The 17,227-nt window shown below is 55.7% G+C and carries 16 protein-coding genes; 12 read left to right on the top strand and 4 right to left on the bottom strand.

Annotation, left to right across the window (positions count from 1 at the left end):
- The first annotated feature begins 11 nt into the window (after positions 1-11).
- Positions 12-1,856: an S-layer homology domain-containing protein gene (locus tag QOX26_RS02775; RefSeq protein ID WP_283673365.1), complete on the top strand. Its 1,845-nt coding sequence runs from the start codon at positions 12-14 to the stop codon at positions 1,854-1,856.
- Positions 1,857-1,948: 92 nt separating this feature from the next.
- A complete protein-coding gene (gene ybaK, locus QOX26_RS02770) occupies positions 1,949-2,428 on the top strand; it encodes a Cys-tRNA(Pro) deacylase (RefSeq protein ID WP_283673364.1) in 480 nt (159 codons plus the stop codon).
- Here the strand turns inward: ybaK and QOX26_RS02765 are convergent.
- Positions 2,415-3,185: a hypothetical protein gene (locus tag QOX26_RS02765; RefSeq protein ID WP_283673363.1), complete on the bottom strand. Its 771-nt coding sequence runs from the start codon at positions 3,183-3,185 to the stop codon at positions 2,415-2,417. The genes ybaK and QOX26_RS02765 overlap by 14 nt on opposite strands.
- 91 nt (positions 3,186-3,276) lie before the next feature.
- Between QOX26_RS02765 and QOX26_RS02760 the strand changes: the two genes are divergently transcribed.
- From QOX26_RS02760 to QOX26_RS02745, 4 genes are read left to right on the top strand one after another with little or no spacing between them, the layout of a single operon-like run.
- Positions 3,277-3,795: a YqeG family HAD IIIA-type phosphatase gene (locus QOX26_RS02760; protein WP_283673362.1), complete on the top strand. Its 519-nt coding sequence runs from the start codon at positions 3,277-3,279 to the stop codon at positions 3,793-3,795.
- On the top strand, positions 3,782-4,645 hold the full coding sequence (locus QOX26_RS02755) for a TIM barrel protein (RefSeq protein ID WP_331488462.1): 864 nt from the start codon (positions 3,782-3,784) through the stop codon (positions 4,643-4,645). Before QOX26_RS02760 ends, QOX26_RS02755 begins: the two co-directional genes overlap by 14 nt.
- Complete coding sequence (gene aroQ, locus QOX26_RS02750; protein WP_283673361.1) at positions 4,642-5,076, top strand: type II 3-dehydroquinate dehydratase; 435 nt, start codon at positions 4,642-4,644, stop codon at positions 5,074-5,076. The genes QOX26_RS02755 and aroQ overlap by 4 nt, the downstream gene beginning before the upstream one ends.
- Complete coding sequence (locus tag QOX26_RS02745) at positions 5,073-6,140, top strand: aminopeptidase P family protein (RefSeq protein WP_283673360.1); 1,068 nt, start codon at positions 5,073-5,075, stop codon at positions 6,138-6,140. The genes aroQ and QOX26_RS02745 overlap by 4 nt, the downstream gene beginning before the upstream one ends.
- A gap of 47 nt (positions 6,141-6,187) precedes the next feature.
- Here the strand turns inward: QOX26_RS02745 and QOX26_RS02740 are convergent, their stop codons facing one another.
- The 3 genes from QOX26_RS02740 to QOX26_RS02730 all read right to left on the bottom strand — a co-directional run bounded on the left by QOX26_RS02740 (position 6,188) and on the right by QOX26_RS02730 (position 9,549).
- Positions 6,188-6,424, bottom strand: coding sequence for an HPr family phosphocarrier protein (locus tag QOX26_RS02740; protein WP_283673359.1), 237 nt, complete (start codon positions 6,422-6,424; stop codon positions 6,188-6,190).
- Between the two features lie 262 nt (positions 6,425-6,686).
- The gene (aspS, locus tag QOX26_RS02735) at positions 6,687-8,012 is read right to left on the bottom strand and encodes an aspartate--tRNA(Asn) ligase (protein ID WP_283673358.1); all 1,326 of its coding nucleotides are present in this window, start codon (positions 8,010-8,012) and stop codon (positions 6,687-6,689) included.
- Positions 8,013-8,097: 85 nt separating this feature from the next.
- Positions 8,098-9,549 (bottom strand): lipopolysaccharide biosynthesis protein, encoded by a 1,452-nt coding sequence (locus tag QOX26_RS02730; RefSeq protein WP_283673357.1) that lies wholly within the window; start codon positions 9,547-9,549, stop codon positions 8,098-8,100.
- A gap of 130 nt (positions 9,550-9,679) precedes the next feature.
- On the opposite strand from QOX26_RS02730, the gene csaB reads away from it, so the two are divergent.
- From csaB to purM, 6 genes are all read left to right on the top strand, one after another.
- Positions 9,680-11,908, top strand: coding sequence for a polysaccharide pyruvyl transferase CsaB (gene csaB, locus QOX26_RS02725; protein WP_283673704.1), 2,229 nt, complete (start codon positions 9,680-9,682; stop codon positions 11,906-11,908).
- A 7-nt stretch (positions 11,909-11,915) separates the two neighbouring features.
- Positions 11,916-13,094, top strand: coding sequence for a glycosyltransferase (locus QOX26_RS02720; RefSeq protein ID WP_283673356.1), 1,179 nt, complete (start codon positions 11,916-11,918; stop codon positions 13,092-13,094).
- A gap of 339 nt (positions 13,095-13,433) precedes the next feature.
- The gene (purE, locus tag QOX26_RS02715; RefSeq protein ID WP_283673355.1) at positions 13,434-13,925 is read left to right on the top strand and encodes a 5-(carboxyamino)imidazole ribonucleotide mutase; all 492 of its coding nucleotides are present in this window, start codon (positions 13,434-13,436) and stop codon (positions 13,923-13,925) included.
- A 53-nt stretch (positions 13,926-13,978) separates the two neighbouring features.
- Positions 13,979-14,689 (top strand): phosphoribosylaminoimidazolesuccinocarboxamide synthase, encoded by a 711-nt coding sequence (gene purC / locus QOX26_RS02710; protein WP_283673354.1) that lies wholly within the window; start codon positions 13,979-13,981, stop codon positions 14,687-14,689.
- A gap of 4 nt (positions 14,690-14,693) precedes the next feature.
- The gene (purF, locus tag QOX26_RS02705; RefSeq protein ID WP_283673353.1) at positions 14,694-16,148 is read left to right on the top strand and encodes an amidophosphoribosyltransferase; all 1,455 of its coding nucleotides are present in this window, start codon (positions 14,694-14,696) and stop codon (positions 16,146-16,148) included.
- Positions 16,145-17,182, top strand: a complete 1,038-nt coding sequence (gene purM / locus QOX26_RS02700; RefSeq protein ID WP_283673352.1) for a phosphoribosylformylglycinamidine cyclo-ligase — start codon at positions 16,145-16,147, stop codon at positions 17,180-17,182. The genes purF and purM overlap by 4 nt, the downstream gene beginning before the upstream one ends.
- Positions 17,183-17,227 lie beyond the last annotated feature (45 nt).

Here is a 17,227-nt window from a genome sequence, read left to right as displayed (position 1 = left end):
ACGTAACCCCAATGAAGAAATTTCTTGCGCTGCTGCTTTGCGCGGCGACGCTGATTGGTACACTGCCTGCTGCTCTCGCTGCCGAAGCTTCGGACGATGTGATTCAGCAGGTCGTTGGCTCAATCGGCATCATGGTGGGCGACGGCAGCGGAAACCTCGATCTCGACCGCACGGTCACCCGCGCCGAGTACGCCAAAATGCTGGTTATGGCTTCAAGCTATAAGGACAAAGTCAGCGCCGTTTCCAACTCATCCCCGTTCCGCGACGTGCCGTACAGCAACTGGGCGGCGGGCTACATCAAGACCGCTGTGCAGCAAAGCTGGCTGACCGGCTATCTGGACGGCACATACCGCCCGAACAACACCGTTACGCTCGAGGAAGCCGCAACTGGCTGCCTCAAGCTGCTCGGCTATACGACGAGCGATTTTTCCGGCTCGTATCCATACGGCCAGCTGGCGCTGTATGGGTCGCTGCAGCTGAACACCAAGGTCACGGCAACGCAGGGCAGCCAGATGACACGCCGGAACATGATGTACCTGTTTTACAACCTGCTCTCGGCCGACACTAAGGAAGGCAAGACCTATGGCGAGACGCTCGGCTACAGCTTGGGCACAGACGGCAGCATCGACTATCTGAGCGTGCTGAACGACACCATGCAGGGCCCGTACGTGGTGGAAAACGGCCTGTCCGCTATTGTGTCGTCGGCAAACAAAACCGTATACCGCAACGGCTATGCGTCCACAGTCGATGCGATTCAAAAGTACGACGTGGTATATTACACCGGCTCGAGCATCTGGGCCTATGCCAATGCAGTGACTGGCACGTATCAGTCGGCATCCCCCTCGGCGGCGGCGCCCACCTCGGTCGTGGTTGCGGGCAATACGTATTCGCTCGCAACGGGCGAAGCAAAGCTTGCGCTGTCAACGCTCGGCGGCTTGAATGTGGGCGATGTGATTACCCTGCTGCTCGGCCGTGACGGTACGGTCGTTGCCGCGCTGCCTGCGCAGGACTACGCGGCTGAAATCGTCGGTGTGGTCACCTCGGTCGGCACGGCGACCTACCAGAACGCAGTGGGGAACTCCTATACGGCGCGCACAATTACCGTTGCGGCGACGGACGGCAATTCCTATCAGGTTCCCTGCGATAAGACCTCGATTGACGAGGAGGATTTTGTCAGCATCGGTTTCGGCTCGTCCGGAACCGATGTTTCTGCACTGACCTCCGCTTCGCTTTCGGGCAAGGTCTCCGGCTATTCGATTGGCACGAAAACGATGGCCAAGGATGTGCGCATTCTCGATGTGCTGGACACCGTGACCAAGCGCGTCTATGCGTCCCGCCTGAACGGAGCAGCGCTTGATACCTCGGATGTACGCTATTATAAGACCAACGCCGCAGGGGAGATTACCGATTTGATTCTGCGGGATTTCACGGGCGATTTGTACGAATACGGCATCATTACAGGCGCCAGTGAGCAAAGCAGCGGAATGACGCTGTCAGGCAGCTATACCTACCTGCTCGTAGGCGAAAAGAAGACGATTTCGACGAGCGGCAAAACCCTTGGCGCATCCGCAGGCCCGGCACGGCTGACGATTGAAAACGGTCAGCTTTCCGCAGTGCGTGCGCTGAGCCAGATTAAGAGTCCGGACAGCGTAAATCTGCTCGGCGTGACCAAGGACAGCGACAGCTGGCTGTTTGCCGATGACTGTGCGGTGTATCTCTATGCAAACTCCAATTACAGCCTGCTTTCCCTGACCGAACTGCGCAATAACTTTTCCGCCTACAACGTCACCTGCTATTATGATAACGCAACGGAGGACGGCGGACGCGTCCGTATTGTCGTTGCGCGCAGCGTATGACCCAAAGAAGCGACCCGAATGGGTCGCTTCTTGCTTTTTGCACAAATTTGTCCTATACTAATAGGCAGATTGAAACAAAAGGAGCGGACAGGATGGCAGCGGTCAAAACCAATGTAATGCGCGTGCTGGAACAGCATAAAATTACGTATGCCGCGCATGAATATGAACATGGTAAAGAGGCGGTCGATGGCGCATCGGTTGCAAAAATGCTTGGGCAGGATCCGGCGCATGTGTTCAAGACGCTGGTCGCGCGCGGCAAATCGGGCGGATTCCATGTGTTTGTCATTCCGGTTGAAAAAGAACTGGATTTGAAGAAAGCAGCCAAGGCGGCAGGGGAAAAGGCGGTCGAACTGGTGCATGTCAAGGAGCTGCTCAGCCTGACCGGATATGTGCGCGGCGGCTGTTCTCCTGTGGGCATGAAAAAAGCGTTTCCGACCGTGTTCGACGAGAGCGTCAACACAATCCCGACCGTTATGGTTTCCGCAGGCAAAATCGGGTATCAGATCGAATGTAGTCCTGCAGACCTCGTCGCACTGGTTCGTGCGTCGACCGCACCGATTACGATGGATTGATGAGCCCTGCGGCATCCGGATAAAGCGCAAACACAGTCTGAACCCCGCAGCCGGACAGCTGAGCAAGTTTTGCGTGCAGCGTGGAGTCGTCATCGAAGAGGACGAAGTGAGCTCGATTTTCTTCATCGGAATAAGTAAAATATTTGGCGCATAATTCACGAGAGAAAAAGACTTGCGAGCCGGTTTGATTAAGCAGTGCCGCCCGTTCACTCGGAGATAGCGGATTGCCGTCGGGCGACGCGGAGGGCAGAACAAAATCATTCGATACCGGCTTGAGGAATGCGGCAACACGGCTTGCGCCGTGCAGGCTTTGCAGAGAAGTGATGTGCTCGACCAGACTGCCGCCGGACAGCGCGGTTTCAACCGTCAGCACGGCATGTACCACGCTGCGCTGGCAGGCAATTGGCACATAGAAGGGAATTCCCACCTCGTGCAGGGCGGCGTCCATTGCGCCCAGTACGGCGCGGACTTGGGGCGTGTCCCGTTCAAAATCGGCAAAAATGCCGAGGGCGGATACGCGCCGTGCTTCGTAAACAAGGTCGGCAACCAGTCGTTCCGGGTCAAAAGCAGTCAGGTGCGAGGGCAGGTCGCGGATGCCAAGCAGGCAGCGCGCGGGTGAGGTTTGCAGCTGAAGACGGCGCAGCGCGCCGGTTTCTGTAACGGTCAGACAGAGGTGCAGCACGGGCAGGCCGCTGGAGACTGCGCGCACGGTGTCGCGCCCTGTGCACACCAGGATGAGATTTTTTGTGAATACCATATTGATTCCCTCCGTTTTGCTGGACATTGCGCCCGATTTCCAGTACACTTATATGTGGAAAATCCGCAAATGAGAACACAGGAGAAACAACATGTCCCATTTGATCCCCGATTATGTTTTTAGTTCTATCTATGATATTACCCCGGCACTGCTTGCAAAACACGGTGTACGTGGTGTTCTGATTGATTTGGACGGCACAATGGCCTCTCATCGGGCGGCTTTGCCGCCGGATACGGTCGCGCCCTTTATTTGCGGCCTGCGAGACGCAGGCGTGCAGGTTCTGGTTTTTTCAAATAACAATGCGCATCGCGTCGGCACCTTTTGCGAGGCGCTCGGCGTGCCCTTTGTCAGCAGTGCGCGCAAGCCGTTTCGCAAGGCGTTTGATCGTGCGGCGGAGCAGCTCGGCCTGAAAATGGACGAGATTGCCGTCGTCGGTGATCAGATTTTTACCGATGTATTCGGCGGCAACCGCGCGGGCGCACTGACCTGCTATGTGCAGACACTTGATCGGCGCTTTTTCTGGATTAACGCGCGCTATCAGCTGGAGCGCTATTTCATTGGCCGTGGTCAAAAGCAGATGGAAGCGAGGTCGCACCATGATAAAACCTAAATTCGGACCGGCCGGCAACTCCGAATCCTTTGGCAAGGCCGGTTTCAAGGAAACCAAGGATGCACCTGCATGGATTGCGCAGATGGGGCTTACCGCCTTTGAGTATCAGTGCGGACGCGGCGTGCACATCGGTGAGGAGACCGCGGCAAAAATCGGTGCAGCGGCGGCGGAACACGGCATTGCGATGAGCATTCACGCGCCGTATTTTATTAACCTGTCCTCGGAAGAGCACGAGCGGGTCGAGAAGAACGTCGGCTATGTGCTCGCGACTGCACGTGCGGCTGTGCCGATGGGTGCAACACGAATGGTCGTGCACTGCGGCGGACAGGGCAAGCTGACGCGCGAGCGGGCGATGCGTAACTCGCACAAAAATGTGAAACGCATTCTGGAGGCTTTGGACGAAGCGGGTCTTACCACCTGCACGGTTTGTCTGGAAACCATGGGCAAGCGGAGCGTGGTCGGTACAGCAGAGGAGGTATGCGAGCTTGTGGCGGCTGATGATCGACTGCTGCCCTGCATCGACTTCGGTCATCTGAACGCCCGGACGGGCGGCGCGATGAATGGCAGGGAGGCCTTTGCCGCATTGTTCGACCTGATGGAAAACACCATCGGTGTTGAGCGGACAAGTCGGTTTCACTCCCATTTTTCTCATATCGAGTACAACGATAAGGGCGAAGTGCGCCATCTGACCTTTGAAAGCGACCCCGGTTTTGGCCCGGATTTTGCGCCGCTCGCCAAGGAAGTCGCACGCCGCGGTTACGCACCGACCTTTATCTGTGAATCGGCCGGCACGCAGGCCGAGGATGCGCTGACCATGATGAAGTTATATAAAGGAGCGATAGAGAAATGAAAAAAGTCCTTTTGATTCACGGCCCGAACCTAAACCTGACCGGTCTGCGCGAGCCGGGCATCTATGGCACCGATACGCTTGCCTCCATCAACGCCGAGGTGGTAGATAAATGTGCCAAGCTGAATATGGACTGCTCGGTTTTTCAGTCAAACTCGGAAGGAGCATTGATTGATCGCATCCACGCCGCGCGCGAGGACTGCGATGCTATCATTTTCAACGCCGGTGCGTACACGCATTACAGCTATGCGCTGCGCGATGCGATTGCGGCTGTACGCCTGCCCTGCATCGAGGTGCATATGTCCAATGTGCATGCACGGGAGGAATTTCGTCACCATTCGGTGCTCGCGCCTGTCTGCGCGGGCGTGATTGCTGGCTTTGGCAAGCATAGCTATCTGCTGGCGGTTGATGCGGTAAAGGCGATTTTAGAATGAACCGACTGAATGAACTGCGGCAGATGCTGCAAGATGCGTCGTATGACGCGGTGTTGCTCACGGGAGAAATCAACCGCCGCTACGCCACCGGTTTTCACTCAACGGCGGGGGTGTGCTATCTCTCGCAAAAGCAGGCGGTGTTTTACACGGATTTCCGCTACACGGAAGCGGCGCGCGCTGCAATAGACGGTTTTGAAGTGCGTGAAATTGCACGTAACGTGGCATACAGTGCAGCGGTGAATGAGCTGATTGATGCGGATGATGTAAAGCGCATTGCGCTCGAGGATAAGACGTTGACGCACTGCGACTATGCGCATTGGAAGAATGCGCTGCACGCAGAGTGTGTGCGGCTGGGCGATGATGTGGCTAAGCTACGCATGTGCAAGGAAGATGACGAAATCATGTCAATCGTCGCGGCGCAGCGCATTGCCGAACAGGCATTTGACGAGGTGCTGAACGATATTCGGGAGGGTGTGACCGAGCGCGAAATCGCAGCGCGGCTGACCTATCTGATGCTGCACTACGGTGCGGAAAACATGTCTTTCGATCCCATCGTCGTATCGGGGGCAAACAGCTCCAAGCCGCACGGTGTGCCAACGGATAAGACCGTTGCGGCGGGCGACTTCGTGACCATGGATTTTGGCTGCATCGTGGACGGCTACTGCTCGGATATGACGCGTACGGTCGCGCTCGGACACGTGACGGACGAGATGCAGACCGTATATGACACCGTGCTCAGCGCCCAGCTCGCAGGCATTGCCTGCGCTAAGGCGGGCATTCCCGGCCGCGATGTGGATGCGGCGGCACGCCGCGTGATTGAGCAGGCCGGATTTGGAGATGCCTTCGGTCACGGTTTTGGTCACAGTGTCGGTCTTGAAATTCATGAAAATCCCAATGCCTCACCTTCTGCGGCGGATTTGCTGCCTGCCGGCGCCGTTGTGACTGCCGAACCCGGTGTTTATCTGCCCGGTAAGTTCGGGGTGCGCATTGAGGATATGCTGTATATCATTGAGGACGGCTGCGTCAATCTGACCGAAGCGTCCAAACAGCTGATGATTTTATAACAAAAAGAAAACGCCTGCCGAATGGCAGGCGTTTTTGTGTGCGGAAATTAGTCGTCAATCTCCAGGTAGTCAGCGAGATCCTTGAACAGTGCGGTCGGATCAACGTCGTCCTCGAGTACGATCTGCAGGGGCTCGTTCAGGGACAGCAGGAACATGCCGAGCAGGCTCTTTGCGTCCACCATACCGCTCTTGCCGTGAATCCAAATATCAAAACCATACTTGGTTACAATCTTGTTGATCTTCTGGATATCATCGGTATTCTTAACGCGAATGCTTCTGGTCATACTACTATTACCTCCTCATAAAAATACAGACTTAACTTAGTTATCATTATACCATAGAACCTAAGAAAAAAAAGAGTTTTTTACGAAAATTTGTATTTTCATCATTTTTGCCGCCGAGCTGGTAAAATCATACTGGATATTGTGACATATGCATAAATAATGCATGGAGAATTTGTATAATATGCGAATAAGGGGATTGGGAGAACAGACTGTAAAAAAGAACCGAACCCCGCTGAAAGCAAGCAGGATTCGGTTTGTTTTCTTACGGCTCGAGACGGTTCATGTCACGCGGGAACATGGAAGCGTCGCGCACATTGCTCAGCTTGAGCAGCTGCATGGTCAGGCGCTCCAGACCAAGGCCCAGGCCGCCGTGCGGGGGCATACCATACTTATGCAGCATGGTGAAGGATTCAAACAGCTCGGCGTTCATCTTGCGCTCTTCGAGCTTATCAATCTGCTCTTGATAGTCGTGGATACGCTGGCCGCCGGTGGTGATTTCCAAACCGCGGAACAGCAGGTCAAACGACAGGGCAAGCTTCTTGTCCTCTTCATCGTCCTTGGCATAGAAGGGACGCTTGGAAGAGGGGAAGTGGGTGACGAATACAAATTCCGAGCCATGTACTTCCTTTGCCCAATTGCAGAGCATAACCTCTTCATCGGGGTTCAGGTCATAGCGGTTTTTGGACTTATGACCGTACTTTTCCTCCATAATCTGCTTGGCCTCATGGAAACGGATGGAGGGAATTTCCTTGATTTCCGGGATATCAGCCTTGAGCAGTGCAAGCTCTTCGGCGCAGTGCTCTCTGAGATAGTTCATCACATACTTGAGCATGCCGGTTTCCATCTCCATGACATCGTACATCGAGTCGATGTAGGCCATTTCGAAGTCAAGACCGATATATTCGTTCAGGTGACGGCTGGTGTTGTGACGCTCGGCACGGTAAACGTTGCCGACCTCAAACACGCGGCCAAATACGCCGGCGGTGTACTGCTTGTAGAACTGCGGCGACTGAGCAAGGTAAGCCTGCTGGCCGAAATAATCCAGCTTAAAGATGTTTGCGCCGCCTTCTGCGCCGGCGGAAACAATCTTAGGCGTGTGAATGTGGGTGAAGCCCTGCGACAGCATATATTCGGAGAAACCGTCAGCAATCGCGCCCTGTACGCGGAAGACAGCCTGCTTAATCGGATGGCGCAGCGTAATCGGACGCAGCGGCAGGTCAACATCGAGCGACAGGCCCATGTACTTTTTGCCGAGCGGCACGGGCAGCTGCTCGTAAGGGCGGGCGAGAATCTTGATATCGCGCAGCACAACCTCAAAGCCGTGCTCGGCGCGGGGTTCTTCATGCACAAGGCCGGTGACCTCGATAACCATTGCATCGCGCACGTCCGAACGTGCGATATCACCGATTTGATCGCCCTGGAAGGTGCACTGAATCAGGCCGCGTTCCACACGGACGATGATGAACGAAAAGTCAGACATATCGCGCACGCGGTGTACGGTGCCGCGGAAGGATACCTCGGAGCCGATGCTCTCGCCGGCTATTTTGATGATATCCACGTACTGCTTGGGATCGTGAACAAATTCCATAACTTTAACGCCTCTCTATTTCAGCATTTTCATACAGGGTTATATTGTACCATATAATTCGTGTTTACGCAAGGTAAAACGCGGATTATCGGCGGATTTTACGCATAACTGCGTGAAATTCCTCTCTGCCTTCGCCGGAAAGGATGATGGCGCACGCATAGACAGCCGCACCGGAGAAAACCGCAAGCGCAAGACGCAGCACATTCGCAATCGGCAGCAGCGTACAGCCGTAGGCCGCAGCGCCGCATAATACCGCGCTGCCGACGATGCGAACCAGCCGGAGCATCGGCACGCGGAACAGGAAACGGCGGCGTACCCGCAGGCAGGTGATGATGAAATAAGACGCAAATGCTACGACCGAGCCAATCGCCCCGCCGACGAAGCCGACGGTCTGCAGCAGGATGATGCTCGACACCACCTTGATGACGGCGGCAATGGCGCTGTTCTGCAGCACGTGTCCGGTGGACTGCTCAAGCTCGTAGGCCTTGTTCGCGTACTCGGTCAGGCCCATAAACAGCATGGCGAGCGCAGTATAAGCGATAACAGGGGCGCCGATATCATAGCCCTTCGTCACGTCAAACAGCAGTTGGCTCATGGGCAGCGACACGGCGGCAAGACCGGCCACGGCCGGCACCGCAATCAGCAGGTACAGCCGTACGCCCTGATCGAGCAGGGGCTTTGCGGCAGCTTGTCCGCCTTCGCGCCACCCGCGCAGCACAGCCGGATATACACCGCGCATGATACCCACTGAAATCATGGTAAAAAGGCCGCTTGAGATGGAGTTGTTACTGGAATAGATGCCGTAAACGTCCATGTTAAAGAAGCCGACGACGAGGTATTTGTCGATTTGATTAAGCAGGGCGACCGAAATAGATACGCCCATCAGCGGCAAGCCGTATTTCAGAAATTTCCGAAACAGCTCCTTGGAGAAAAATTGCAGCCGCACCACAACGGGCAGGCTGAGTGCCACGACCGCGCCGATGCCTGCAATGCCATCCGCAACCGTATTGGCTGCAATCGCGGGGAAGGGGGATGCGGGATTGTTCATGCCATATACAAGGGCATAGGCCACGGCCAGCTTGAGCACCGCGGAGGTCAGACTCAATACGATGGAAGCCTTCATCCGTCCCAACTGAATGAGTGCGGAATTGAGAATCTGGAAGATGGTGTAGCTGAAAAACATGACCATAAAGCCGAGGTACAGCGGATCACGTGTGACAGCTGCTGCCACGCAGCAGAATACTGCAACCGCACCGCAAATGATCATGTAGATGGTCGCAACGGTGGAAAACAGACCGCGACCCTGATCCTTATGATATTCCTCGCCGACATAGCGCGTGGCGGCGTTTGCCATCCAGCCTGCCAATACGAGGTAGGCAATCTGCACGTTAAAGTTTACAAAGTTAAACGTACCGACCGTTGATTTCAGGAACAGGTGCGTATAGAGAGACGAGCACGCAATGATAAGCAGACCCTCGATGATTTTCGCAGGCAGGAAGAGCATTGCGTCGCGCGTCATGGTGTTTTTACCGGACAAAAGGGAAGACACCTCGCTTTCGGATAGATAAAGTCAGTATAGCACGGATTTGCGTCAATTGCAAAGCGGGACATATTGTGCTATAATCAAATAAATATGGTTTCGTTAGGAGGAACCCCTGTTGCGAGTGATGCATGTGATGGGCGGCGGCGATGTTGGCGGCGCCAAAACCCATATTATGAATATGGTGACCGGCCTGAATGAGCAGAACGATGTGATGCTGCTCTCGTTCCGCGCGGGCCCGTTCGCGGATGAAGCACGGGAGCGCGGGATTGACGTGCGTGTGATTGAGCGCACCAATCCCTTTCGCGCGGTGCACGCCATGCGCGACTTGGTGGATGAATTCAAGCCGGATATCATCCACTGTCACGGCGGCCGTGCCAACCTGATGGGTGCGATGATGCGCCGCAGCCGGCAGGTGCCAATTATCACAACGGTGCACTCGGATTATCGGCTGGACTACCTCGGTAATCCATTTAAACAACACACCTTCGGCACGGCCAATGCGATTGCGCTGCGTTTTTTGGATTTCTACCAGCCGGTGGCCGACCGCATGGCGCGTACGCTGATTGAGCGCGGCTTCGACCCAGAGCAGATTGTGAAAATCTATAACGGTATGGAATTCCACAAGCCGCAGGGTGCGTTTGACCGCGCGGCCTACCTGCGCGAAACCTATGGGGTGGAAATCGAGCCGGGCGATGTGCTTTGCGGCATTGCAGCGCGTTTGACCGCGGTCAAGGACATTGCAACGACCGTGCGCGGTTTTGCCGAAGCGCTCAAGGAAGCGCCGCAGCTGCGCCTGTTCATTGCGGGTGATGGCGAAGATTTGGAGATGCTGCAAAAACTGGCTGCCCAGCTCGGTGCTGCAGATCGCGTGACCTTTTGCGGCTGGGTGTCGCCGGTTGAGCCCTTCTTCCGCGCGATGGATATTAATTTGCTGTCGTCTGTGTCGGAGACCTTTCCGTATTCGATTCTGGAAGGCGTCTGCGCGGGCTGTGCGACCGTCTGTTCGGACGTGGGCGGCATGCCGGAACTAATTGATACGGGAGAAAACGGCTATATCTTTCAAATCGGTGATTACATGCAGTTGGCGCGGTACTTGTCCAAGCTCGGAAACGATGCGGGGCTGCGTCAGAAGTTCGCCGACGCGCTTTACGAAAAAGCCTCCCGCGATTTTTCCAAGGAAAAAATGTGCGAGCGGCAGATGGAGAACTACCGCCATGTACTTGCGCGGTTCCATACGCCGCGGGACGCGCGGCGCGGCATCGTCATTTGCGGCGCATATGGACGCGGCAACGCGGGCGACGACGCAATTCTCGAAGCCATCGTGCAGGAAATGCGGGAACTCGACCCGTCGAGACCGATTTGCGTCATGTCCCGCCGTCCGAAGGAGACGCGTTTGGTCTATCGGACAGGCGCGATTTATACCTTTAATGTATTTGCGGTGCTCAAGCGCTTCCGCAAGGCGGCGCTCTATATCAACGGCGGCGGCTCGCTGATGCAGGATGTGACGTCGACGCGCTCGATACAATATTATCTGTATACACTGCGTGCGGCCAAGCGGCACGGCTGTAAGGTGATGATGTACGGCTGCGGCATCGGACCGATTAACCGAACGATGAACCGCGACATGGCCGCACGTGTGATTGACCGTTACGTTGACCGTATTACCCTGCGCGACGATAATTCCCGTACCGAACTGCGGCGAATGGGCGTGCTCCGGCCGGACATCCGCGTTTCCGCCGACCCGACCATCATTCTGGATGCTGCACCGCGTGAGATGGTAAACGTTGCGTTAGAGCAGAGCGGCATTGACCCGAACGGACACTATATCGGCTTCGGTCTGCGCAACTGGAAAGGATTGGACGCCGCACTTCCCGAAATCGCAGCAGCTGCGACCTATGCCTATGAGAAGCACGGGCTGACACCAGTCTTTGTGCCGATTGAATTTCCGAGTGACCTGATGCCTGCGGAGCGTGTGGGTGCGCTGCTCAAATGTCCGTGGCACACCATCCGCACGAGACAGCCGATTGAGGTGACCATCGGCATACTCGCCAGAATGACGACTGTCGTCGGCATCCGTCTGCACTCGCTGATGTTCTCGGCGGGACAGGGCGTGCCGGTCGTCGGTATGAGCTACGACATTAAGGTCGACGGCTTTCTGAAATATATCGGCAGCCGCACCTGCCTGCAGCTGCAAACTGTGCGCGCCGAAGAATTGTACAAGCTGATTGATGAATGCGTGTCGGGTGCACTCGATGAGCAGGTGCGCAAAACCGCCGAAATGCTGCGTGAGCGGGAACAGGAAAATGTTCGCGGCGCGGCAATTCTGTTGGGCATGACAACCGAAAAGGACTGAAACTTTGATGAAAAACCATATCGTCTGTCTTTCGACGACCAACTACCATCCGCTGCCGACGCGCAAGCAGAATGTGATGAGCCGCCTGCAGAATGCGGAGATTCTCTATTTTGACCCGCCGGTCTCGGTGATTGCGCCGCTCAAGGACAAGAAGGCTTCGGCCTATATCAACAAACACAAGCAGCCGGGTGAACAGGTGCAGGAAAATATCACGGTCTATGCGCTGCCGCCGGTGCTGCCGTTCTTCAATAAGTACCGCTGGGTGAACAGAATCAACCAGAAGCGACAGGCCAAATTCGTGCGGCAGAAGATGCGCGAGCACGGCTTTGGAGAAGAGACGGTGCTCTGGTGCTACTCACCCTCGTCGTGTGACATTGTGGCGCACGTGCCGCACAAAAAACTGGTCTACGACTGCGTTGACCGGCACTCGGCCTATAAGGGACACATTACGCCCGCTGTCGTCGATCAAATGGAGCGCGATTTGGCTGCGCCCGCCGATCAGGTGTTTGCGACCGCGGTCGGCTTGGCCGAAACGCTTGAAAAGATGAATCCCTCCACCGAAATGATTCCCAACGGTGCGGCGTATGAAATTTTCTCCAAGGTGCAGACCGAGCGGGACACGCTGTCCTGTCCGGAAGATTTAAAGGGGCTGCCGCATCCGATTTATGGCTTTGTCGGCATGCTGCAGGAATGTATTGACTATGCACTGATTGAGGAGCTGGCAAAGCAGCGGCCGGAGGCGACAATCGTGCTCATCGGGCGCACGCTGCCCGGTGTTGATCTGACCCACCTGAAGCAGTACAAGAACATTGTGTTTCACGGACTCGTCCCACAGCCTGAGCTGCCCGCTTATCTGGCGCAGTTCGATGTGTGCCTCAACGTGTTTCGAGCAGGCGCGCTGTCAAAGGACGTGTCTCCGCTGAAGTTTTACGAATACCTTGCAACCGGCAAGCCGGTGGTTTCCACGCGTGAGCCGTTACAGGTGGAGGATTTTAAGGACGTGGTGTACATTGCGCATGACACGGCGGAGTTTTTGACCCTGTGCGACACAGCCGCGGCGGAGCAGGATGCCGACAAGGTGGCAAAGCGTTTGGCCTACGGCAAAAGCTGTTCGTGGACCGAGCGTGTGCACCAGATGGAGAAAATCCTGTACAGCAGGGGCGTGCTGGACGAATCACAGGGTTAACCTGCAAAAAAAACCACAGTCTTTGCGCCCAAGTTTGGGCATTTGCACGATTTGTGAAAAAACAATGTTAAAGGCTTGCAATTGTCGCGGTGATTCGATAAAATAGGCTTGTATCACCAAGTGAGCGTTTGAAAAGAGGTGCAGATATGACGTACAGCGTATTCTTAGAGAAAGCGTCCCTGTCTATCTGCATGCAGTTTTTCAATCATAAATCTAAGTCCACGAGCACCGTTACGGGCACTCGTGCAGCCAATTGAGACCATCCAGGATGCGGTATACCCGTATCCTGTTTTGTTTTTTTGCGGCGATGACGCCACGTGAAATGAGGAGGAACCAACGATGAAAAAAGTGCTGGTCGTCATGGGGTCTGACAGTGACCTCAAGGTAATGGAAAAGTGCGTTGACCGTCTGAAATCCTTTGATATTCCGACAGAGGTGCGCATCTGTTCAGCGCACCGTACGCCTGCCGTCGCAGAATCTCTGGCGAAGAACGCCGCGGACGACGGCTTCGGTGTCATCATCGCCGCCGCAGGCAAGGCCGCCCATCTTGGCGGTGTGCTTGCAGCGTATACTACGCTTCCGGTGATCGGTGTGCCGATGGCCACCTCGGTCATGGGCGGCATGGACAGCCTGCTTTCCATCGTACAGATGCCCAAGGGCATTCCGGTCGCGTCTGTTGCGATCGACGGCGCGGACAACGCCGCAATCCTCGCCGCGCAGATGCTGGCCATCTCGGATGAGACGCTTGCCGCAAAGCTTGCGCATTTCAAGGCCGATATGGCGGATGAGGTTGTCGCCAAGGATGAAAAGATAAAAGCACAGTTCGAATAATAATTGTCTGATTTGCATCACGAAAAATAAGATATAAACGGAGGAAATTAGTCATGGAAAAGAAAGAACAGCTTTACGAAGGCAAGGCCAAGAAGGTATTCGCAACGGATGACGCAAACCTCGTCATTGTCTCCTACAAGGACGATGCAACCGCGTTCAACGGCGAAAAGAAGGGCACCATCACAGGCAAGGGCGTTATCAATAACGTGATGAGCAATCACATGTTCCAGCTGCTGGAGCAGCAGGGCGTGGAGACGCATTTTGTAGAGCAGCTGTCCGATCGCGAGACCGTTGTCAAGAAGGTTGATATCGTACCGCTTGAGGTCATCATCCGCAACATTTCGGCCGGCTCCTTCGCCAAGCGCTACGGCGTGGAGGAGGGCATTATGTTCACTGCACCGACGATTGAATTCTCCTATAAGGACGATGACCTCGGCGACCCGCTGATCAACGACTACCATGCGCTGGCACTGGGTCTGGCAACGCAGGCTGAAATCGATCAGATCAAGGCGATGGCCTTCAAAGTGAACGAAGTGATGAAGGACTATTTCGACAGCCTGAACGTCATTCTCGTTGATTTTAAGCTGGAGTTCGGCAAGACCTCGGACGGCAAAATTGTGCTTGCGGACGAAATCAGCCCGGACACCTGCCGTCTGTGGGACAAGACCACCAAGGAAAAGCTGGATAAGGATCGCTTCCGCCGTGATATGGGCGGCGTTGAAGAAGCGTATAACGAAATCATGAAGCGTGTAATGGGTAAATAAATACATGAAATACCGAATCAAAAAGCAAAACTGCCTGCCTTATGACAAGGTGCATGAGGAGTGCGGCGTATTTGGCATCGCCACGCCGGAGGATAAGGAATTATCCGTCGCGCACGAGGCTTATGTCGCGCTGTTTGCGCTGCAGCACCGCGGCCAGGAGGCTGCCGGCATCGCGGTGAACAACCGCGGTGTCATCCACTGCCACAAGGACGTCGGATTGGTCAGCAGTGTATTCAATCAGACGAATCTTGACGCCATGCCCGGACAGATGGCCATCGGTCATGTGCGCTACTCGACGACCGGCAAGCAGTCGCGTGAAAACGCGCAGCCGATTTCGATTACGCACGTTAAGGGTAATCTTGCGATTGCGCACAACGGCAATCTGGTCAACGCGGGCGAATTGCGCCGGGAAATCGAGATGGGCGGCGGCATTTTCCGCTCGTCGAACGACTCCGAAGTGCTGGTTTACACCATCGTGCGCGAGCGTCTCAAGTGTGGTTCGATTGAAGAAGCGGTTGTCAACACTATGAAGGTGATTGAGGGCGCGTACTCGCTTGTCATCATGTCTCCCCGCAAGCTGATTGCCGCGCGTGACCCGCACGGCTTCCGTCCGCTCTGTATCGGACGGCTTGACGGTTCGTACATCTTTACCTCGGAGACCTGCGCGCTTGACGCGCTCGGCGCGGAGTTCATCCGTGACGTGGCACCGGGTGAGGTCTGCGTGGTGGAAAACGGCGAACTCAAGAGCATGCACTGCGGCATCGAGTGCAAGACCTCGGCCTGTGTGTTTGAGTATATCTATTTTGCCCGTCCGGACTCGGTGATTGACGGCGCTTCGGTCGAGCTGGCACGTCAGGAGGCAGGCAAATACCTGTCGATTGAGCATCCGGTCGGCGCGGACGTGGTAATCGGCGTGCCCGATTCCGGCATTCCCGCCGCGATTGGCTATGCCAAGTATTCCGGCATTCCGTATGGTGTCGGTCTGATCAAAAACCGCTACATCGCGCGCACCTTTATTCAGCCGGGACAGGAAAAGCGCGAGCGTTCGGTGCGTCTCAAGCTGAACGCACTGCGCACGGCGGTCGAGGGGAAGCGTGTCATCATGGTTGACGACTCGATTGTCCGCGGTACGACGGTTGCCCGTCTGGTAAAGCTGCTACGCGACGCGGGCGCGGCTGAGGTGCATATGCGTATTTCAGCGCCGCCGTTCCGTCATCCCTGTTTCTTTGGCACCGACATTCCTGAGCGCAGTCAGCTGATTGCGCACGGCCGTACGGTCGAGGAAATGCGCCAGATTATCGGCGTGGACTCGCTTGGATTCCTGTCGCTTGAGGCTACTCGCAAAATTGCGGTAGGCTGCAAGCTTGGCTTCTGTGACGCCTGCTTCTCGGGTGAATACCCGGTCGAGGTGCCGGAGGAAGCAGAAAAGAATATGTTTGAAAGTGAGATTGAATTATGAATGACAGCCGTTCCGAAAGCTACAAGGCGGCCGGTGTAGACGTAACTGCGGGTTACGAAGCCGTCAAGCTCATGAAACCCATGGTCGAAAGCACGTTTACCGACGGCGTAATCGGTACGCTCGGCGGATTTGGCGGCCTTTTCAAGCCCAATTTCAAGGGAATGGCCGAGCCGATTCTCGTTTCGGGCACCGACGGCGTGGGCACTAAGCTCAAGCTGGCCTTCCTGATGGACAAACACGACACCATCGGCATCGACTGCGTTGCCATGTGTGTCAACGATATTGCTTGCTGCGGCGCGCAGCCGCTGTTTTTCCTCGACTATGTTGCGGTCGGCAAGAATAAGCCGGAGCGCGTGGCACAGATGGTCGCAGGTGTGGCCGAAGGTTGCCGTCAGGCGGGCTGTGCACTCATCGGTGGCGAGACGGCGGAAATGCCTGGTTTCTACCCCGAAGATGAGTACGATATGGCCGGCTTCTCGGTCGGCATGGTCGATCGTCAGAATATGATTGACGGCGCAAACCTCAAGGTGGGCGACGTGCTGATTGGCGTGGCCTCTTCCGGCGTGCATTCCAACGGCTATTCGCTCGTGCGCAAGACGCTCGGCATCAATGAAAAGTCGGTGCGCCGCTATATTGACGAGTTCGGCAAGACGCTGGGCGAGGAGCTGCTTACCCCGACCAAAATCTATGTCAAGGCCATTCAGTCGCTGGTGGGCACGGTTGACGTCAAGGCAATCAGCCATATCACTGGAGGCGGTTTTTACGAGAACATTCCGCGTATGCTGCACGACGGTATCCGCGCCAACATCGAGAAGGCGGCAATGCCCCTTCCGGCAGTGTTTGATTTGATTGCCAAGACCGGTAAGATTCCGGAGCGCGACATGTACAACACGTTCAACATGGGTGCGGGTCTGGTGCTGGCCGTTGCAGCTGAGGATGCAGACCGTGCGGTTGCTGCGATTTCGGCAGCGGGCGAGAAGGCCTACATCATCGGCGAGTGTGTCGCCGGTGAAAAGGGCGTTGACCTGAAGTAAACTGGCATTCGGCGGGGCGATGAGAATCGCCCCGCTCCGATAAGG

Source organism: Butyricicoccus sp. Marseille-Q5471 (genome assembly GCF_951230135.1).
Lineage (GTDB): Bacteria > Bacillota > Clostridia > Oscillospirales > Butyricicoccaceae > Agathobaculum.
Note: the sequence above shows the minus strand (reverse complement) of the source record. Positions and strands in the feature narration are given on the sequence as shown.